The sequence below is a fragment of the Sphingomonas sp. genome (assembly GCF_017304635.1).
In the GTDB taxonomy this organism is placed as follows: domain Bacteria; phylum Pseudomonadota; class Alphaproteobacteria; order Sphingomonadales; family Sphingomonadaceae; genus Sphingomonas.
This window is the reverse complement of sequence record NZ_JAFKMA010000001.1, coordinates 1,091,282-1,109,912: the sequence shown is the minus strand read 5'-3', so window position 1 is coordinate 1,109,912 and position 18,631 is coordinate 1,091,282. Positions and strand designations below refer to the sequence as shown.

The following is an 18,631-nucleotide window of genomic DNA, read 5'->3' as shown; positions in this document are numbered from 1 at the left end:
TCCCTCTCGATTTCGCGGCGGCTTGCCGATACAGGCCGTACCCGATATTCGATAAATCGAGAGGATTGTCATGCGCGAAGCCGTCATCGTCTCCACCGCCCGCACCGGCATCGGCAAGGCCAATCGCGGCTATTTCAACGCGACCGAAGCACCCGTGCTCGGTGCGCACGTGATGAACGCCGCGGTCGAGCGGGCCGGGATCGACCCGGCGCGGATCGACGACGTCTTCTACGGCGCGGGCAACGAATGGGGGACGCAAGGGGGCAACCTCGCGCGGATGTGCGTGTTCGCCGCCGGCCTGCCGATCACGGTGCCGGCGTTCACGCTCGACCGCAAATGCGGCTCCGGCCTGACCGCGATCGCGCATGCCGCGCGCGGGATCATGTGCGACGAGCTCGACGTGGCGCTGGCCGGCGGGATGGAGTCGATCACGCTGACCGCGAAACAGGCGCCCGGGCCGGTCCAGAACCAGTCGGTGCTGGCGCGCAAACCGCTCGCCTATATGTCGATGATCGAGACCGCGGAGGTGGTCGCCGACCGCTACGGTATTTCGCGCGCGGCGCAGGACGAGTTCGCCGCGATGAGCCAGCAGCACGCGTTCGACGGCCTCCGGAACGGCGCCTTCGCCGAGGAGATCGCGCCGATCACGGTCGAGAAGGCGACGTTCGACAAGGAAGGCAACGCGACCGGCACCGAGCAAATCACCGTGACTCAGGACGAGGGCATTCGCGGCGGCACCACCGCCGAGATCCTGTCGGGCCTACGCACCGTGTTGAAGGACGGGCTGGTGATTCGCGAGGGCCGGAACGTCACCGCCGGCAACGCGTCGCAACTGTCGGACGGCGCGGCGGCGCAGGTGCTGATGGAGCGCAGGGCGGCGGAGGCGGAGGGCAAGGACATCCTCGGCATCTATCGCGGGTTTCAGGTCGCGGGCTGCGAGCCGGACGAGATGGGGATCGGTCCGGTCTTCGCGATCCCCAAGCTGCTCAATCGCGCCGGGCTCTCGGTCGGCGATATCGGCCTGTGGGAGATCAACGAAGCGTTCGCGTCGCAATGCCTCTATTGTCGCGACGCGCTCGGCATCGATCCGGCCAGGTTTAACGTCAATGGCGGCGCGATCGCGGTCGGTCATCCGTTCGGCATGACCGGCAGCCGGCTGGTCGGACACGCGCTGATCGAGGGGCGCAAGCGTGGGGTGAGGTATGTCGTCGTTTCGATGTGCACCGCCGGCGGGATGGGCGCGGCAGGGTTGTTCGAGATTCCGTGAGCTATAACATGCCGAGCTGCTTCAACCACGCCTCGACCAGCGTCGGCCAGACGCCGACCGGCTGATCCTTCTTGCGCAGGCCGAAGGCGTGGCCGCCATGCGCGAACAGGTGGATTTCGGTCGAGACGCCGGCCTTGTCGAGCGCAGCGGCATACATCAGGCTGTTGCAGATCGGATCGACCGGATCATCCCACGACTGCGCGATAAAGGTCGGCGGGGCGGTCTTGCTGATGGGGAGCGTCGGGTCGAAGGTCTTGCCGTCGTCGCGGCAGATATGGCCCGGATAGAGCGCTACGGCGAAGTCCGGGCGGCTGCTCACCTGGTCGATCGCGTCGACCGGCTTGTACGCGGGAGTCAGGATATTGCTGGTCTGCGCGACCAGATAGCCGCCGGCCGAAAAGCCGATGACGCCGATCTTGTGCGGATCGATCCCGAGTTCACCGGCCTTCGAGCGGACCAGCCGGATCGTCCGCTGCGCATCCTGGAGCGCGCGCATGATCTTGGGCGTGATGTGGCGCTTTAGGTTGTCGTCCCAGTAATCGTTGCCGCCCGGCGCGCGATATTTGGAGACGATGCAGGTGATGCCCTTCGCGACCAGCCAGTCACAGATTTCGGTACCTTCCAGCCCCATGAACACCTTCTGGAACCCGCCACCCGGGAAGACGATGACCGCGGTACCGGTAGTGCGGCCCTTCGCAGGAATGATCGTCATCGTCGGGATCGCGACGTTGAGCACCGCCTGCGACGTGCCGCCGGTCGCAGGCGGATCATCGTAGGTCTGGATCGTTTCGGGTCCCTGCGGTCGGAGCGTTCCGTCGGGCGCGGGGCCGGGCCAGATCGGAGCCTGCCGCAGTCCGGCCGCTGGTTGCCAGACACCGACCGTGAACACGTCGGGTTTCTTGGCCGGCACCGGCGACGGCTTGTCTTGCGGTTGGGGCGCTGGCGCCGCGCGGCACGCCATGCCGGTCAGCGCCAGCGCGCCAAGCAGAACCCACCGCAACTGGCGCATAGCGATTCTCCGTTCGATCCGATCGTCGGAGCATCCGGCGCGCCTCGGGGTCGCGCAAGCGTTTCCGCTCGCCGCCACAGCTTGTTGTGGATAAGCGGCACCCCACATTTGCGTGGACGGGCGCTTCGCCCCTAGGACTTTGCGCATGACCACGCATACCACTCGCATGCTCATCCTCGGTTCCGGCCCGGCGGGGCTCAGCGCCGCGATCTACGGCGCGCGCGCCGGACTCGCGCCGATCGTGGTGCAGGGCATCCAGCCCGGCGGCCAGCTCACGACGACCACCGATGTCGAGAATTATCCCGGCTTCCGCGACGTCATCCAGGGGCCGTGGCTGATGCAGGAAATGCAGGCGCAGGCCGAGCATGTCGGCACGCGGATGATGTGGGATTCGATCGTCGAGGTCGACCTGACCCGCCGCCCGTTCCGCCTGATCGGCGATGGCGGCGACGTGTACGAGGGCGACGTGCTGGTGATCGCGACCGGCGCGCAGGCCAAATGGCTGGGGCTCGACAGCGAGGAAGCGTTGAAGGGGAAGGGCGTCAGCGCCTGCGCGACGTGCGACGGCTTCTTCTATCGCGGCAAGAGGGTGGCGGTGATCGGCGGCGGCAACACCGCGGTCGAGGAAGCGCTGTACCTCACCAACCATTCGCCCGACGTCACGCTGATCCACCGCCGCGACTCGCTGCGGGCGGAGAAGATCCTGCAGGAACGGCTCCACGCGAGCGACAAGATCAACGTGCTGTGGAACAAGGAGGTCGAGACCTTCGTCGACGGCGGCGGCACCGCCGGGCTGGTCGCGCTCGAACTGCGGGATACGGTGACGGGCGAACTGTCGCGGCTCGACGTCGAGGGCGGGTTCGTCGCGATCGGGCACCATCCGGCGACCGAATTGTTCCGCGGTCACTTGGCGTTGGATGCGGATCATTACATCCAGGTCGAGGTCGGCTCGACCCGGACCAGCGTGCCCGGCGTTTTCGCGTGCGGCGACGTGATGGACAAGGTCTATCGCCAGGCGGTGACGGCGGCGGGGACGGGATGCATGGCCGCGCTGGATGCCGAGCGCTTCCTGGCCGAGGCCGATTTCGAACAGGTCGCCGAAGCGGCGGAGTGATCGTCAGCGCAGCGCGTCGACCAACTGGTCGCGCAGCCACGCGCCGTCGCCGGGCTTGGCGAAGCTATGGCTGTTGCTGTCGAGTCGGCGGATGTCGCCGCCGCCGCTCCAGGCCGACGCGAAGCGGATCGCGGTGTTGTCCCCGCCCGCCAGCAGGAAGCGGTGCGGGGTGCCGGCAAGCGCCGTCGCCATCCGTTCGACGATAGGGTTGACCGTTTGCGACGACGTGTCGGAAGCCTTTCGTAACCCCTTGATCGCCTTGCCGATATCGACGCCGCCGCGCAGCACGCGCAGCCATTGGCGAGGGTCTCGCACGCGATCGGCATAATGCGCGCGGATCGCCTCGGCGGGGGGCAGGTCGTCGTCCTCGTCGCCGACCCAGGGATTGGCGAGCGCCAGCGCGTCGATCCCGGCCTCAGCATGGAACAGCGCCAGCGCGGTCGCGGCGTCGCAATTGCCGAACCCGACGATCCGCCGCACACCCGGCGCGACGGCGCGGAACGCCTGCGTGGCGGCGGCGATGTCGGGGCCACTATCGGCCCAGCCATGATTGGCGCCCTCCGAATCGCCGATCCCGCGGCGATCGAACCGGAACACGGGCGCCCCCCGCGCCGCGAGCTCCGCCGCCAGCAACGCCATCCCGCGATGCGCACCGCAGCGAATCTCGTTGCCGCCCGACACGATCAGCAGCCCGGTCGCGCCACCGGCATCGTCGAGCGTGCCGGCCAGCGTGTCGCCGTCGCAGGGAAACGCGATCAACTCGCGCATCGGGCAATCCATCCGGCGATGTCGTCGGCCAGCGCGTCGGCGAGCGCGGGGTCGTCGCCCGGCTCGCTCTGCCGCCACAACGGCGTGCCGGACAGCTTGCGGTCGGCGACCGCCGGGTCGGTCTCCAGCCGGACGACGCGGACGGCACCGTCGCGCACGCAATCGGCGGCGGCGAGGTCGCGGAGCAAAGGGCGCGCGATGCGGTTGCCGGCGATCGTCACCGGGCCGCCCTCGTCGCTATAGGCGTCGAGATCGATGCCGAGCGGCTCTCCCGCCGCCTGCGCGATGCGGAACAGCTCGCGGACCAGCGCGTCGCCATTGGCCGGCGCCAGTTGCCAGCGGCTGGCGAGCGCGGCGTCATGATCGACCAGTGCGCCGCCGCGGAACGCCACGCCATGCACCGTGCGTCCGCGTCCCGCCGCCATGGCGGCTGCGGCGAAGGCGGCGCGCCACCCCGCCAGCATCGCCTGCTCGGTCGGCACGACGCTCTCGTTCTGGCCCGGCAGATCGGGCAGCGCGCTCGCGACGCCGCGATCGACCAGCCGCCGCATCAGTCCGACCGCGAAGGTGCGCGTGCGATTGGCTTCCTCGAACAGCGGCAAGGCGAGCACGGCGACCGGGCCTTGCGCCGGACCGCAGCGCAGCAGCGCCTCGCGCCCGCCGGCCCAGTCGTAATATTCGGTCAATCGCGCGTCCTGGCGGCGACCTTGGCCTGCGCGAACGCGGTCAGCGCGCCGAACGTCTCCAGCATGGCGCCGTCGACCTCGTCATCCTCGATCAGGATGCCGAGCCGATCCTCGATCTCGGTCAGCACGCCGGCCACCGCCATCGAATCGAGCTCGGGCAGCGCACCGAACAGCGGCGTCGCGCTGTCGAAGCCATCGACCCGCGCCTGGTCGAGCGCCAGCACGTCGCGCAGCACCGCGCGGACGATGCGATCGGTGTCGGCGATCTGGGGGCGGGAGGTATGCTGGATCGGCTGGGTCATGCGCCTCGCGCGTTACCGTCCGGGCGCGGTGTTGGGAAGGGTGCTTGGGGGAAGCGCACGGCGGCGCTATCAGCGGCGGCATGATCCCGCTCGATCCCGTGCCGCACCCGATCGACCACCTGACGTCACGCGGGCGGTTCGGCGACGCGGCGTTGCAGACACGCGAGGGTATGCTCGATTATGCCGGGCTGGAGGCGGCGGTCGGCGCGCTGGCGGCATGGCTGGCGGAGCGGGGGCTGGCGCCGGGTGATCGCCTGGCGACGTGGTTGCCGAAGACTCGCGTTGCGTGCCTGATGCCGCTGGCGGCGGCGCGCGCCGGCTTCGTCCATGTGCCGGTCAATCCGTTGCTCAAGCACCTGCAAGTCGAGCATATTCTGCGCGACAGCGGCGCGCGGCTGCTGCTGACCCAGCCCGAGCGCGCCGCAACCTTGACGCTGGCGGATTGCGCGGTGGCAACCGCCGAGCCGCCGCTCGACGGTGACCGTTTGCCGCCGTCCGCGGCCGATCCGCAGGCGCTGGCCGCGTTGCTGTATACGTCGGGATCGACCGGGCAGCCGAAGGGCGTGATGCTCAGCCATGCGAACCTGTGGCTGGGCGCGATCAGCGTGGCGCATTACCTGAAGCTCGCGCCGGCGGACCGCGTGCTCGGCGTGCTGCCGCTCAGTTTTGATTACGGGCAGAACCAGTTGTTCTCGACCTGGGCGGCGGGCGGGTGCGTGGTGCCGTTCGACTATCTGCTGCCCCGCGACGTCTATCGCGCGATCGCGCGCGAGCGGATCACGACGCTGGCCGGTGTGCCGCCGTTATGGGCGCAATTGCTTGACGTCGTGGATCAGGAAAGTGACATAAGTAGTCTGAAACGGTTGACGAACTCAGGCGGTGCACTGACTCGACGGCTGATCGACGGGCTGCGGTCGCGGTTCGCGTCCGCCGATATCTACGCGATGTACGGCATCACCGAAGCGTTCCGCTCGACCTATCTCGACCCGGCGTTGATCGACGCGCACCCCGATGCGGTGGGCACCGCGATCCCCTTCGCCGAGGTCGCGGTGGTGCGCCCCGATGGTAGCCGGGCCGCGCCGGGCGAAACGGGGGAGATCGTCCATGCCGGGCCGCTCGTGTCGCTCGGCTATTGGCACGACGCGGCACGGATGCCGGAACGCTATCACCCCGCGCCCGACTGGTTCGACGATCGCGGGACGGCGGTCTATTCGGGCGATCTGGGCACGATCGGCGCGGACGGACTGCTCCGCTTCGTCGCGCGCGATGACGAGATGATAAAATCGGCCGGCAACCGCATCAGCCCGACCGAGATCGAGGACGCGGTGACGGCGGACGGCGAGGTGCGCGAGGCAGCCGCGTTCGGCGTGCCCGACGAGCGGCTGGGCCAGGCGATCGTGGTGGTCGCGGCGGGCGACGGCTCGGTGGAAGCGGGCTTGCGCGAGCGGCTGCGGCGCGATCTACCCGGCTTCATGCAACCGGTGCGCTACGTGTGGCTGACGTCACTGCCGCGCAATGCCAACGGCAAGCTCGACCGTGCCGGGATGAGGGGGATGACATCATGAAGCCGATGGGCGCGATCCCCAGCGATTTTCGTGGCTTGCCGCTGACGATCGGCGGACGGTCGATTGCGGAACTGACCGAGCATACCCCGGTCTTCGTCTACGATTTCGGTATTGTCGCCGACCGCATCGCACGGTTTCGGGGAGCGTTTACGGGCGTCGATCTGCATTATGCCGTGAAGGCCAATCCATATGGTCCGTTGCTCGCGGCGATGGCGCCGCTGGTCGACGGGTTCGACATCGCTTCGGCGGGTGAATTGGCGATGGTGGCGGGCTTGCGACGGGCGGTGAGTTTCGCCGGGCCGGGCAAGACCGATGCGGAACTCGACGCCGCCATCCGGGCCGCGGTGACGATCAATCTCGAAAGCGAAAGTGAGGCCGACCGCGCCCTTGCGATTGCCGATCGGGCCGGCGTCAGGCCACGGCTGGCGGTGCGGGTAAACCCCGACTTCGAGTTGCGCGGATCGGGGATGCGGATGGGCGGGCGCGCGTCGCCGTTCGGGGTCGATGCCGATCGCGCGGCGGCTTTGGTCCGGCGGATCGTCGCCGCCGGGGCCGACTGGCGCGGTTTCCACATCTTCGCGGGATCGCAGGCGCTCGATGCCGCGGCGATCATCGATAGCCAGGCGCGGACCCTCGACCTCGCCGCGCGGCTGGCGGACGACGTCGGGACGCCGCCGCTCGTCAACCTCGGCGGCGGGTTCGGGATTCCGTATTTTCCCAACGAGTTGCTGATCGATATTGCCGCGATCGGCCAAGCTTTGCGCGAGCGGCTGGCGGCATTGCCCGCCAGCCTCGTGGGCACTCGTTTCGCGATCGAACTCGGTCGCTGGCTGGTCGGCGAGGCGGGCGTGTACCTGACCCGCGTGATCGATCGCAAGGAGAGCAAGGGCGAGACCTTCCTGGTCTGTGACGGGGGCATGAACCATCAACTGGCGGCGTCCGGCAACCTCGGGACCGTCGTCCGCCGCAACTATCCGATCGCGATCGCCACCGCCGCGCCCGATGCTCCGCGCGAGGTCGTTAGCGTGGTCGGCCCGCTGTGCACGCCGCTCGACCGGCTCGGCGATCAGGTCGAGTTGCCGGTCGCGCATCCCGGCGACGTCATCGCCGTGTTCATGGCCGGCGCCTACGGTCTGACCGCCAGCCCGCAGGCGTTCCTGGGCCATCCCGCACCGGCTGAGATCCTGGTCGGCGCATAGCACTAACCCGATCTTTACCTCCCTTCGCCCATAGCGGCGCTCGAAAGTCTGCGCGCGCCGGTTTGACGTCACCGGCATCAACCCGCGCATGACGGGAGGCCGGTCGATGCGATTCCTGAAACTTTCCCGGGCATTCGTCCTGACGGGCGCGGCGGCGAGCGCGCTCGGCGGCTGCGTCGGTGGCGGCGGCGGCCAGCAGCTGTCGCCCGCGCCGTTCGTCGGCCAGCGCGAGCAGGCGGGCGAGGAATATGTCATCGGGCCGAGCGACCAGCTGAGCATCTTCGTCTGGCGCAATCCCGAACTGTCGGCCGACGTGTCGGTGCGGCCGGACGGGCGCATCACGACGCCGCTGGTCAGCGACATGCCCGCGGTCGGCAAGACCCCGGCGATGCTGGCCGACGACATGAAGATCGCGCTGTCGACCTACATCAAGGATCCGATCGTCTCGGTCATCGTCAAGTCGGCGCAGAGTACGTTCAGCCAGCAAATCCGCGTCGTCGGCGCGACCGAGAAGCCGGCGTCGATCCCGTACCGCGCCAACATGACCCTGCTCGACGCGATGATCGCGGTCGGCGGGCTGAACCAATATGCCGCGGGCAACCGCGCGCGCCTGATCCGTTACGACCGCGCGACGGGCAAGCAGACCGACTACAACATCAAGATCGGGCGCCTGCTGAAGAACGGCGACCCGTCGGCGAACGTCCGGCTGGAACCGGGCGACGTCATCATCATCCCCGAATCAATGTTCTAAGGGGCGATGCACTCGTGAACGGTCTGTACGACGAATTGCGGCTGGCGGCCCACGCGGTGTGGACACGGCGCTGGCTGGCGCTTGGCGTGGCGTGGGGCGTGGCGCTCCTCGGCTGGCTGGTGGTCAGCCAGATGCCCAACCGCTACGAGGCGAAGGCACGCGTCTTCGTCCAGATGAGTAGCGTGCTGCCGGCCAAGATCGGCATCACCGCCGCCGACCAGCAGAACGACGTCGATACCATCCGCCAGACGCTGACCAGCTCGGTGAACCTGGAGAAGGTGGTGCGTGGCACCGACCTGGCCAACACGGTCGCGACGCCGCAGGACCTGACCGACCGCATCGCCGGATTGCAGGCCGGGATCAAGGTCATCGCGCAGCAGAACAACCTGTTCGAGATCACCGCCTCGGCGTCGAGCCCAAAGCTGGCGCAGCAGATCGTGGCGAAGCTGATCTCGATCTTCGTCGACCAGAACCTGTCGGACGATCGCAACGACACGACGCAGACGCTGCGCTTCCTCGATAACCAGGTCGAGCAGTTGCAGAACCGGCTGGCCGATGCGGATGCCAAGCGGACGCAGTTCCAGACGCAGTATCTCGGCGCGCTGCCCGGGACCGGCTCGCTCCAGGATCGCATGTCGGCGGCGCGCACGCAGATGCAGGCGATCGACAGCGACCTGGCGGCGGCGCAGACCAGCCTGGCGGCGATCAACGGCCAGATGGCGGGGCAATCGGCCACCTCCGGCGGCGGCGTCGCGGTGGCGCCGGGTCCGGCGCGGGCGCGGCTCGCGGCGATCGAGGGCCAGCTCGCCGATGCGCGGGCGCGGGGCTATACCGACAGCCATCCGGACGTGATTGCGCTGAACGGCCAGCTCGCGGCGGCGCGCGCGGCGGCGGCGCGCGAGCCGCTGGGTGCGGGCGGCGGCGCGGCCAACCCGGTCTATCTGTCGCTCAAGTCGATGCAGGCGGACAAGCAGGCGCAGGCCGCCTCGCTCGCCGCGCGCAAGCAACAGCTCCAGCACGACATGGACGCGATCATGGCCAAGCTGAACGGCGACCCGGCGGTCGCCAACGAGCAGAGCCAGATCGAGCGCGACTATCTCGTGCTCAAGACGCAATACGACCAGCTGCTCGCCAGCCGCGAGGAGGTCCGCGTGCGTGCGCAGGCGCAGGCGCAGACCGACGCGATCAAGTTCCGCACGATCGACCCGCCGGTCGCGCCGCGCGCGCCGACCGCGCCGAACCGGCCGCTGTTGCTGACCGGGGTGCTGATCTTCGCGGTACTCGCAGGGGTCGGGGCGGCGTTCGCGTTGTCGCAACTTAAGGCGACCTTCGCGACCGCGGCGCGGCTCGAACGTGCCAGCGGCCTGCCGGTGATCGGGTCGATCAGCGAGCGCGTGTCGCGCGCCGATGCCGCACTGCGTCGGCGCAAGTTGATGATCTTCGCAGGCGCGGGGGGCGGGCTCGCAATTGCCTTTGTCGGGCTGCTGGGGGTCGAGATGCTGATGCGGGGGCTGGCGGCATGAACAAGCCATTGATCCGGCGCGGTGACTCGCTGCTCGAGCGCGCCGCCGAGGTGTATGATTTCTCGGCGCATTTGCGTGCGAGCCAGATCCCGGTCGAGGCGTTGCAGCCGGCCGCCGCGCCGGCGCCAACGCCCGCGCCCGCCGCACCTGCTCCGGCAGCGCCGCAGGCGACGGCGCCCGTCGTCGTCGCGCCGCCGGTCGCCGGCCGCCATGCCGCCATCGACCGTGCGATGCTGGCCGAGAACGGGCTGCTCGTCCCCGGCGCGCCGATCGGCGTCCTGGCGGAGGAGTTCCGGCTCGCGAAGCGCCATCTGCTGCTGACCGCGCGTCAGTTGGGCCACGACGCCAAGGCGCGGACGATCCTGGTCTGTTCGGCCAAGCCGGACGAGGGCAAGACCTATTGCGCGGTCAACCTGGCGATCAGCCTGGCCGCCGAGCGCGACTTGCGCGTGCTGCTGGTCGATGCCGATTTCGCCAAGCCCGACGTCGTGGCGCGGCTGGGGGTCGAGGATGGCCCGGGGTTGCTCGATGCGCTGGGCGATCCGAGCCTCGACGTCGAACGCTGCGTGGTGGCGACCGACATCCCGAACCTCAGCCTGCTGCCCGCCGGCACCGGGTCGATCGAGGATACCGAACTGGTCGCGAGCGACCGCACGTCGGCGCTGATCGCGCAACTGCTCGCCGCCGACCCGGAGCGCGTGATCGTGTTCGATTCGCCGCCCGCACTCGCCGCATCGCCGGCGGCAGTGCTCGCGCTGCATGTCGGGCAAGTCATGCTGGTGGTCCGCGCCGATCGCACGTCGGAGAACGAGATTCGCGAGTCGGTACAGCGGCTCGAAGGCTGCGAGCATATCCAGTTGCTGCTTAACCAGGTCGCGTTCGCCCCGGGCGGTGCGCGGTTCGGCAGCTATTACGGCCAGGAGGGGGGCCAGTGATGCGATATTTCGGGCTGGGCGCTGTGGCGCTCGGCGCGCTGCTGGCGGCGACGCCGGCGATGGCGCGCGACGGGGACGGGCGACGGCAAGTGTCGATCTCGCCCTATATCGAACTGAGCCAGGTCGCGGTGGCCGACCTGCAGAACGACGACGTGCTGACCTACACGTCGGCGGCGGCGGGGGTCGATGCGTCGATCCAGACTCGCCGCGTCAAGGTCAACGCCAACGTCCGTTACGAGCATCAGTTCGCCTGGGACAAGCGCACTGGCGACGCCGATGTCGTGTCGGGCCTGGCCAATGCGCAGGTCCGCGTCGCCCGCGGGCTGACGCTCGACGGCGGCGGCATCGCGACGCGGACGCGCAGCGGGCTCGGCGGGCCGTTGTTCAACGATTACGAGCGCCGCGACGTCAGCAACCTCTATTCGGCCTATGTCGGGCCGACGCTGAACACCGGCAGCGGGCCGATCTTCCTCAACGCCGGCTATCGCTTCGCCTATACCAAGCTGACCTTGCCGAATTACGGCTTCACCGCGGTCGGCCCGGCGCGGCAGGATTATTTCGACGATTCGAAATACCAGACGGCGACCGTCTCGACCGGGTTCAAGTCGGGCGTGATCGCGCCGTTCGGCGCGACGCTGAGCGCCGGCTGGACGCGTGACGACCAGAGCCAGTTGAGCAGTCGCTTCGACGGGCTGTACGGCCGCGGCGACCTCGTGCTGCCGCTGAGCGGCACCTTCGCGGTCGAAGGCGGCGCAGGATACGAGAAGATCACCTCGAGTTCGAAGGACCCGCTGCTCGACGCGAACGGCAATGCCGTGGTCGACAGCCATGGCCGCTACGTCACCGACCCGGCGTCGCCGCGGCGCATCGCCTATCGCACCGACGGTATCTATTGGGATGCCGGCGTCGCCTGGCGGCCGAGCCCGCGCACGTCGCTATGGGCGCATGTCGGGCGACGCTACGGCTCGTGGAGCTATACCGGCGCGCTCAGCTACGCGCCGTCGCGCAGCGTCGGGGTGCAGGTGAGCGTGTACGACACGGTCGAGACGTTCGGCGGCCAGTTGCAGCGCGGCCTGCGCGGCCTGCCGACCGAATTCACCACGACGCGCGACCTGCTCGCGCAGCAGTTCAGCGGCTGCACCTTCGGCACGACCGGGGGCGGAGCATCGGGCGCATGCCTCAATTCGGTGTTCCAGGCGGTGTCGTCGGCGACCTATCGCGCGCGCGGCGTCGACGGGACGATCACCGCATCACGCGGCGCGTCGACGATCGGCTTCGGCGCGGGCTATTCGACGCGGCGGACCTATGCCGCCAACACGCCGGGCATCACGGTCTATGGCGTGACCGACGAGAGCTATTACGCGCAGCTGTTCTATTCGGCGCCGATCGGCGGCCGCACGACGTTCAACGCCGACGTCTTCGCCAATTATTACGACCCGGGCTTCGGCACCGTGTCGGGTGTCTACAGCCTGGGCGCGACCGGATCGCTGTCGCGCAGCTTCGGGCGGCTCGGCACGACCGCGTCGCTCGGCATCTACAACATCAGCGCCAAGGGCCAGCAGGACGAGACCTCGGCCCAAGCGCAGGTGAGCGCGCAATACCGGTTCTGACGATCAACGCCGGCGGTCCATCCGCCGTGGAGACGATGACGATGTACGACGACCATTACGGACTGAGCGGCCGCCCCTTCGCGCTGACGCCCGATCCGAAATTCTGGTTCGATACCGCCACCCACCGCAAGGCGATGGCGTATCTCGGCTATGGCCTGAGCCAGAGCGAGGGGTTCATTGTCATCACCGGCGAGGTCGGCGCGGGCAAGACCACGCTCGTCGGCCATTTGATGGCGACGATCGATCGCGAGCGGCTGCACGTCGTCAAGCTGGTCTCGACCCAGATCGAGGCCGACGACCTGTTGCGGCTGGTCGCGCAGGGGCTCGACGTCGACACGGCCGGGATGATGAAGGCGCAACTGCTCGTCGCGATCGAGCGCGGGCTGCATGCGGTCGCACGCGGCGGACGGCGGACCCTGCTGATCGTCGACGAGGCGCAGGCGCTGCACACCGGCGCGCTCGAAGAGCTCCGCATGCTGTCCAACTTCCAGGCGGGCGGGCATGCGCTGTTGCAGATCTTCCTGCTCGGCCAGCCCGAGTTCCGCGCCGCGCTCAACGGATCGGAGCGGCTGGAGCAACTGCGCCAGCGCGTCATCGCGCTCCATCACCTCGATCCGATGGGCGAGGATGAGGTCGCGGGCTATATCTCGCATCGGCTCGCGCTGGTCGGCTGGACCGGCACGCCCGATTTCACCCCGGCGGCGATCGCCGCTCTGTATCGCGGGTCGGACGGCATTCCGCGCCGGCTCAACCAGCTCGCCGGGCGCGTTATGTTGCAGGGCGCGATCGAAGGGCTCGACGTGATCGATGCCGAAACCGTCGATCTGGTCGCGGCGGACATCAACGGCGACGCGCCGGACGCGCCGGCCATTGCCCCGGCCGCCACCAAAGTCCCGTTCGAAGCGGAACCCCAGCCGACGCCCGCGCCAGCTCCCGTCGAACCGCCCGCCGCGCCGATCGAAGCGCCAGTCGCGCTCGCACCGCCGGCGCCACCGTTATGGGAGCCGGACTTCGCGCCGCTGCCGATGTCGACCCCCGCCAACGATGCGGCGCCAGAACTCGAACCGGAGCCAGAGCCGGCGCCCGTTCCCGAAGCCGTGATCGTCGAGCCGACCCCGGTCGATCGCTTCGCCGCGATCGAGGCGAGGCTGGAGGAGCAGGACGCCGCGCTGCGCCGCGTGCTCGCCTTGCTGGTCGATTGGGTCGAGGGTAACGAAGCCGCGTCGCGCGGCGGCCGCGCCGCCTGACGGAGGCAGGATCATGCTCAACGGCCTGTCGGTCGATGTCGAGGAATGGTTCCAGGTCGGCGCGTTCGAACGCGTGATCGCCAAGTCCGACTGGGATTCGCTCGACAGCCGGGTCGAGGCGAATACCGGCGCGGTGCTCGACCTGTTCGCGGAAAGCGGCGTCAAGGCGACCTTCTTCACATTGGGCTGGGTCGCGGCGCGCTACCCGAAGCTGGTGCAGCGGATCGCCGACGCGGGGCACGAGGTCGCCAGTCACGGCTGGGACCATGATCGTGTGTTCACGATGGACGCCGCCGGCTTCCGCGCCGATCTCGCCCGCGCGCGCGCTGCGCTGGAGGATGCGTCGGGCCAGCGCATCACCGGCTATCGCGCGCCGAGCTTCTCGATCGACCAGCGCACGCCATGGGCGCATCAGGTACTGGCCGAGGAAGGCTATCTCTATTCGTCGAGCGTTGCGCCGCTGAAGCACGACCATTACGGCTGGGCCGGCTCGCCGCGCCACGCCTGGCGGCCTGTCGCCGGGTCGGACCTGATCGAGCTGCCGATCACGCTCGCCGACGTCGCGGGACGGCCGATCGCGACAGGGGGCGGGTTCTTCCGGCTGTTCCCGGCGGCGATCACGCACCGCGCCGTCGCACGCGCGAACGACGCCGACGGCCGCCCGGCGGTCTTCTATTTCCATCCGTGGGAGATCGACCCGGGCCAGCCGCACGTGGCCGACGCGCCGCTCAAGTCGAAGCTGCGGCACTATAGCCGGCTGGGCGCGATGGCGGGCAAGCTGCGTGGGCTCGTCGCGCGGCACGAGTGGGGCCGCGTCGACGCCGTCGTCGCGCGCGAGGCGGAGCGGTTGCAATGACGGTCCAGCTCCCGACCCTGTTCGCGGTCGGCCGCGCCGACTTGCGCGATCGCGCGGCGCGCGTGCGGATCGATGCGTTCGTGCGCGCGCAGCCGGATGCGACGCCGTTTCACCTGACCGGCTGGAACGTCGCGGTGGCGCGGGCGTGCGGGCAACGCGCGCATTGCCTGGTCGCCGAACAGGCCGACGGCGCGATCGTTGGCATCCTGCCGCTGACCGAAATCCGCTCGCCGCTGTTCGGCAAGGCGCTGGTGTCGAGCGGGTTCGCGGTCGATGGCGGTATCCTGACCCGGCGCGATGCCGTGGCCGAGGCGCTGGCGGCGGCGGGCTGGGCGCTCGCGCGCGAGTTGCGGTGTCCCGGCCTCGAACTGCGCGGCGGGCCGGCACCGGGGGACGGCTGGATCGTCGACGAGACCACCTATCTCGGTTTCGCGCGCGATCTCGCGGCGGACGACGAGGCGCAGTTGCGCGCGATTCCCCGCAAGCAGCGCGCCGAGGTGCGCAAGTCGCTCGACGCCGACCTCGAAGTGACGGTCGGCACCACCCCGCGCGATCTCGCCGAGCACTACGCCGTCTTCTCCGAAAGCGTCCGCAACCTCGGCACGCCGGTGTTTCCCGCCGCTCTGTTCCGCGAAGTCGCCGCCGAGCTCGGCGACGCGTGCGACGTCATGACCGTGCGGTACGACGACACGCCGCATGCGAGCGTGTTCAGCCTCTACCTCAATGGCACCGTCTATCCGTTCTGGGGCGGCGGCACGCGGGCGGCGCGCGCGCTGAAGGCGAACGACCGGCTTTATTATGAACTGATGCTCCATGCGCGGCGGCGTGGCTGCACGCGGTTCGATTTCGGGCGGTCGAAGGTTGGGACCGGCGTTGCCGCGTTCAAGAAGAATTGGGGGTTCGATCCAGTGCCGCTGCGTTATGCCAAGCGCGTCGCCGACGGCGCGGCGCCGCGCGAGATGAACCCGATGAGCCCGAAATACCGGCTCCAGGTCGCGGTGTGGAAGAAGCTGCCGCTGTGGCTCGCCAACACGATGGGGCCGGCGATCGCCAAGGGCCTGGGTTGAGCGGCGGATGGGCGACGTCCTGTTCCTGGCGCATCGCTCGCCGTTCCCGCCCGATCGCGGCGACAAGATCCGCGCGTACCACGTCCTGAAGCATATCGCGGTGCGGCGGCCGGTTCACCTGCTCGCCTTCGTCGACGATCCGCGCGATCTGGCGGCGGCGGAAGGGCTCGATAGGCTGACGGCGAGCCGGTCGCTGATCTGGCGCGGCAAGGGGCGGGTGGTGGCGACGCTGGCGGCGCTGGCGCGGGGCAAGCCGGCATCGCTCACCGCCTTTGCCGATCGGCGGATGGCGCGCGCGATTGCCGACGTGCTGGCGACGCGATCGATCGACGCGATCTACGTCTTTTCCGGCCAGATGGCGCAGTATCTTCCGGCCGACACGCCAGCGCGCGTGGTGATGGACTTCTGCGACGTGGATTCGCTGAAGTTCGCCGATTACGCCGCCGCTGCGCGCTGGCCGATGTCCTGGCTGATGCGACGCGAGGCGCGGTTGTTGGGGCAGTTCGAGTGCGACGTGGCGCGGCGCGTCGATGCGAGCCTGTTCGTGAGCGAGGCGGAGGCAGGGCTGTTCCGGCAGGCGAGCGCCGCCGACGGCATCCACGTGGTCGAGAACGGCATCGACACGACGTTCTTCGACCCGGCCGCGACGTTCGTGCGGGTCGATGAGCCCGGCCGGCTGATCGTCTTCACCGGCCAGATGGACTATCGCCCCAATGTCGAGGCGGTGACGTGGTTCGCGCGGGATATCCTGCCGGCGATCCGCGCCCGCCATCCCGATGCGCGCTTCGCGATCGTCGGGCGCAATCCGACCACGGCGGTGCAGGCGCTGGCCGGCGAACATGTCATCGTCACCGGCGAGGTCGCCGACGTGCGCGGCTGGCTCGCGGCGGCGGCGTGCGTCGTCGCCCCGCTCCGGATCGCGCGCGGGGTGCAGAACAAGGTGCTCGAAGCCATGGCGATGGCGCGCCCGGTGGTGACGAGCGGCGCGGCGGCCGAGGGGATCGACCATGCCGGTACGATCGTCGCGGCCGGCAACGCTGCCGGTATCGCCGACGCGGTGGGTGCAGTTCTGCGCGACACGGCCGAGGCGGAAACGAGGGGGAAGCGTGCCCGCGCGCAGGTGATCCGCCGCTATGGCTGGGACGCGAGGCTGGCGCCGCTCGATCCGTTGCTCGGCGTCGGCCACGCGGGACGCGGCATGACCAGCGTCGCGAAGGCATCGCCGCGCGATTGGCCGATTGCGCCGGCATGGCGTCGTCCGCTGGCCGCGCTCGCCGTGACGGCGGCGCTGCTGCTGGCGATGTTCCGCCATGACGCCGCGGCGCTGGCGACGCTCTACTGGACCAACACCACGTTCGGACATTGCCTGTTCATCGCGCCGGTGATCGCCTGGCTGGTGTGGATCCGGCGGCACGAGCTTGCCCAGTTGACGCCGCAGGGCTGGGCGCCGGGCGTTGCGGTCGTGGCGGGGGGCGGACTCTGCTGGCTGGTCGGCGAGGCGGCGGGGGTGTCGTTCGCACGGCATCTGGGACTGGTGACGATGCTCCAGGGGAGCGTGCTGACGCTGCTCGGCCCGAACGTCGCGCGCGGTCTGGCGTTTCCGATTGCCTATGCGTGGTTCCTGGTGCCGTTCGGCGATTTCCTCGAGCCACCGTTGCAGACGGTCACGGTCTGGATCACGATGCACCTGCTCCACCTCGTCGGGGTGACCGCGACCGTGAACGGCGTGCTCATCACCGCCGGCGAGAAATATTTCGAAGTGGCGGAGGCGTGCTCTGGCTCCAAGTTCGTCATCGCGATGGTGGCGTACGGCGTGCTGGTGGCCAACCTCTGCTACCGGACGTGGCGGCGGCGCGCGGCGTTCCTGGGCGTCGCGTTGGTAGTGCCGGTGCTCGCGAACGGTCTGCGCGCGTTCGGGACGATCTATGCCGCGGTGCTGACCAGCGTCGAGGCTGCGACGGGATACGACCATATCGTGTTCGGCTGGGTGTTCTTCGGCGTTGTCATGGCGGCAGTGCTGGCGATCGGGTGGAGGTGGTTCGATCGCGCGCCCGACGCACCGGCGTTCGACCCCGCGACGCTGCGCGCGCCGATCCGCTGGCGGCTCGATCCGCTGGCGGCGGCGCTGCTGGTGCTGGCGAGCGCGGCCGTCTTTCCGGCATGGAGCCAGGCGATCGCCGGCCGCACCCAGCCGCTGCCCGCGCATATCGACCTGCCCGAGGTGGTGGGCTGGACTCGCGCGCCGCTCAGCACGCGCGCGCCGTGGCAGCCGCACTATACGAATCCCGACCATCAACTGTTCGGCCGCTATGTCGACGCGCAGGGCGATGCGGTCGACCTGTCGATCACCGTCTATGGCAGTCAGAGCGAGGGCCGCGAGCTGGTCGGCTTCGGCATCGGCGTGTTGCAGCAGGATGATCGCTGGGTGCGCGTGAAGGACCTGGCCCCGCTCGACGGCGGGTCGCTGATGGAGATCACTGCCGCCGGACCGGTGGAGCGGCTGGTCGCGACGTGGTACCGCGTCGGCGACGTGACCACGGCAAGCGGGAAGATCGTGAAGCTCCAGACCCTGAAGGCGAAGCTGTTCGGCGGGCCGCAGCGCGCCGTCGCGATCCACGTATCCGCCGAAGTCCTGCCCGGGCGCGACCCGCATGCCGTCATGACGCGGTTCCTCGCCGCGCTGGGACCGATCGACGCCCTGGCCGACCGCAGCGCCGGGATGGTGCGCTAGG

At 69.4% G+C, this 18,631-nt stretch carries 16 protein-coding genes and 1 pseudogene; 13 read left to right on the top strand and 4 right to left on the bottom strand.

Annotated elements, in window-relative coordinates; all coding sequences use genetic code 11:
- Positions 1-70: 70 nt before the first annotated feature.
- Positions 71-1,267 carry an acetyl-CoA C-acyltransferase gene (locus J0I47_RS05630; RefSeq protein ID WP_294045467.1) on the top strand — a complete coding sequence of 399 codons (1,197 nt, stop codon included), beginning with the start codon at positions 71-73 and terminating at the stop codon, positions 1,265-1,267.
- Position 1,268: 1 nt separating this feature from the next.
- On the opposite strand, the gene J0I47_RS05625 is transcribed toward J0I47_RS05630, so the two are convergent.
- Positions 1,269-2,276 carry an alpha/beta hydrolase gene (locus J0I47_RS05625; RefSeq protein WP_294045466.1) on the bottom strand — a complete coding sequence of 336 codons (1,008 nt, stop codon included), beginning with the start codon at positions 2,274-2,276 and terminating at the stop codon, positions 1,269-1,271.
- 145 nt (positions 2,277-2,421) lie between these two features.
- Between J0I47_RS05625 and trxB the strand changes: the two genes are divergently transcribed.
- On the top strand, positions 2,422-3,390 hold the full coding sequence (trxB, locus tag J0I47_RS05620) for a thioredoxin-disulfide reductase (RefSeq protein WP_294045465.1): 969 nt from the start codon (positions 2,422-2,424) through the stop codon (positions 3,388-3,390).
- A gap of 3 nt (positions 3,391-3,393) precedes the next feature.
- Here trxB and J0I47_RS05615 read toward each other — a convergent pair whose 3' ends face one another.
- Genes J0I47_RS05615 through J0I47_RS05605 form a run of 3 tightly spaced genes read right to left on the bottom strand, consistent with a single transcriptional unit; the run spans position 3,394 to position 5,146 of the window.
- A complete protein-coding gene (locus J0I47_RS05615) occupies positions 3,394-4,158 on the bottom strand; it encodes a hydrolase 1, exosortase A system-associated (RefSeq protein WP_294045464.1) in 765 nt (254 codons plus the stop codon).
- Complete coding sequence (locus J0I47_RS05610) at positions 4,146-4,844, bottom strand: hypothetical protein (protein WP_294045463.1); 699 nt, start codon at positions 4,842-4,844, stop codon at positions 4,146-4,148. The genes J0I47_RS05615 and J0I47_RS05610 overlap by 13 nt, the downstream gene beginning before the upstream one ends.
- Positions 4,841-5,146: an acyl carrier protein gene (locus J0I47_RS05605; RefSeq protein ID WP_294045462.1), complete on the bottom strand. Its 306-nt coding sequence runs from the start codon at positions 5,144-5,146 to the stop codon at positions 4,841-4,843. Before J0I47_RS05605 ends, J0I47_RS05610 begins: the two co-directional genes overlap by 4 nt.
- 80 nt (positions 5,147-5,226) lie before the next feature.
- On the opposite strand from J0I47_RS05605, the gene J0I47_RS05600 reads away from it, so the two are divergent.
- The 11 genes and pseudogenes from J0I47_RS05600 to xrtA all read left to right on the top strand — a co-directional run bounded on the left by J0I47_RS05600 (position 5,227) and on the right by xrtA (position 18,630).
- Complete coding sequence (locus J0I47_RS05600; RefSeq protein WP_294045461.1) at positions 5,227-6,711, top strand: AMP-binding protein; 1,485 nt, start codon at positions 5,227-5,229, stop codon at positions 6,709-6,711.
- Positions 6,708-7,910 carry a pyridoxal-dependent decarboxylase, exosortase A system-associated gene (locus J0I47_RS05595; RefSeq protein WP_294045459.1) on the top strand — a complete coding sequence of 401 codons (1,203 nt, stop codon included), beginning with the start codon at positions 6,708-6,710 and terminating at the stop codon, positions 7,908-7,910. Before J0I47_RS05600 ends, J0I47_RS05595 begins: the two co-directional genes overlap by 4 nt.
- A gap of 106 nt (positions 7,911-8,016) precedes the next feature.
- Positions 8,017-8,661, top strand: coding sequence for an XrtA/PEP-CTERM system exopolysaccharide export protein (locus J0I47_RS05590; RefSeq protein ID WP_294045458.1), 645 nt, complete (start codon positions 8,017-8,019; stop codon positions 8,659-8,661).
- A gap of 14 nt (positions 8,662-8,675) precedes the next feature.
- Positions 8,676-10,184 carry an XrtA system polysaccharide chain length determinant gene (locus J0I47_RS05585; RefSeq protein WP_294045457.1) on the top strand — a complete coding sequence of 503 codons (1,509 nt, stop codon included), beginning with the start codon at positions 8,676-8,678 and terminating at the stop codon, positions 10,182-10,184.
- The gene (locus J0I47_RS05580) at positions 10,181-11,119 is read left to right on the top strand and encodes an AAA family ATPase (RefSeq protein WP_294045456.1); all 939 of its coding nucleotides are present in this window, start codon (positions 10,181-10,183) and stop codon (positions 11,117-11,119) included. Before J0I47_RS05585 ends, J0I47_RS05580 begins: the two co-directional genes overlap by 4 nt.
- Positions 11,119-12,729, top strand: a complete 1,611-nt coding sequence (locus tag J0I47_RS05575) for a hypothetical protein (protein WP_294045888.1) — start codon at positions 11,119-11,121, stop codon at positions 12,727-12,729. Before J0I47_RS05580 ends, J0I47_RS05575 begins: the two co-directional genes overlap by 1 nt.
- Positions 12,730-12,770: 41 nt before the next feature.
- On the top strand, positions 12,771-13,976 hold the full coding sequence (locus J0I47_RS05570) for an AAA family ATPase (protein WP_294045887.1): 1,206 nt from the start codon (positions 12,771-12,773) through the stop codon (positions 13,974-13,976).
- A 13-nt stretch (positions 13,977-13,989) separates the two neighbouring features.
- The gene (locus tag J0I47_RS05565) at positions 13,990-14,832 is read left to right on the top strand and encodes an XrtA system polysaccharide deacetylase (protein ID WP_294045455.1); all 843 of its coding nucleotides are present in this window, start codon (positions 13,990-13,992) and stop codon (positions 14,830-14,832) included.
- A complete protein-coding gene (locus tag J0I47_RS05560) occupies positions 14,829-15,899 on the top strand; it encodes a FemAB family XrtA/PEP-CTERM system-associated protein (protein WP_294045454.1) in 1,071 nt (356 codons plus the stop codon). Before J0I47_RS05565 ends, J0I47_RS05560 begins: the two co-directional genes overlap by 4 nt.
- Before the next feature lie 7 nt (positions 15,900-15,906).
- Positions 15,907-17,079, top strand: a pseudogene (locus tag J0I47_RS05555) (TIGR03087 family PEP-CTERM/XrtA system glycosyltransferase); the annotation flags it as partial.
- 18 nt (positions 17,080-17,097) lie between these two features.
- Complete coding sequence (gene xrtA, locus J0I47_RS05550; RefSeq protein WP_294045886.1) at positions 17,098-18,630, top strand: exosortase A; 1,533 nt, start codon at positions 17,098-17,100, stop codon at positions 18,628-18,630.
- Position 18,631 lies beyond the last annotated feature (1 nt).

Bases quoted from the DNA above. Each gene is read 5' to 3' on its own strand.
- J0I47_RS05600 (WP_294045461.1), top strand. From the start codon at position 5,227: ATGATCCCGCTCGATCCCGTGCCGCACCCGATCGACCACCTGACGTCA.
- J0I47_RS05625 (WP_294045466.1), bottom strand. From the start codon at position 2,276: ATGCGCCAGTTGCGGTGGGTTCTGCTTGGCGCGCTGGCGCTGACCGGC.
- J0I47_RS05575 (WP_294045888.1), top strand. From the start codon at position 11,119: ATGCGATATTTCGGGCTGGGCGCTGTGGCGCTCGGCGCGCTGCTGGCG.
- J0I47_RS05595 (WP_294045459.1), top strand. From the start codon at position 6,708: ATGAAGCCGATGGGCGCGATCCCCAGCGATTTTCGTGGCTTGCCGCTG.
- xrtA (WP_294045886.1), top strand. From the start codon at position 17,098: ATGACCAGCGTCGCGAAGGCATCGCCGCGCGATTGGCCGATTGCGCCG.
- J0I47_RS05570 (WP_294045887.1), top strand. From the start codon at position 12,771: ATGTACGACGACCATTACGGACTGAGCGGCCGCCCCTTCGCGCTGACG.
- J0I47_RS05580 (WP_294045456.1), top strand. From the start codon at position 10,181: ATGAACAAGCCATTGATCCGGCGCGGTGACTCGCTGCTCGAGCGCGCC.
- J0I47_RS05605 (WP_294045462.1), bottom strand. From the start codon at position 5,146: ATGACCCAGCCGATCCAGCATACCTCCCGCCCCCAGATCGCCGACACC.
- J0I47_RS05565 (WP_294045455.1), top strand. From the start codon at position 13,990: ATGCTCAACGGCCTGTCGGTCGATGTCGAGGAATGGTTCCAGGTCGGC.
- J0I47_RS05630 (WP_294045467.1), top strand. From the start codon at position 71: ATGCGCGAAGCCGTCATCGTCTCCACCGCCCGCACCGGCATCGGCAAG.
- J0I47_RS05615 (WP_294045464.1), bottom strand. From the start codon at position 4,158: ATGCGCGAGTTGATCGCGTTTCCCTGCGACGGCGACACGCTGGCCGGC.
- J0I47_RS05560 (WP_294045454.1), top strand. From the start codon at position 14,829: ATGACGGTCCAGCTCCCGACCCTGTTCGCGGTCGGCCGCGCCGACTTG.
- J0I47_RS05590 (WP_294045458.1), top strand. From the start codon at position 8,017: ATGCGATTCCTGAAACTTTCCCGGGCATTCGTCCTGACGGGCGCGGCG.
- trxB (WP_294045465.1), top strand. From the start codon at position 2,422: ATGACCACGCATACCACTCGCATGCTCATCCTCGGTTCCGGCCCGGCG.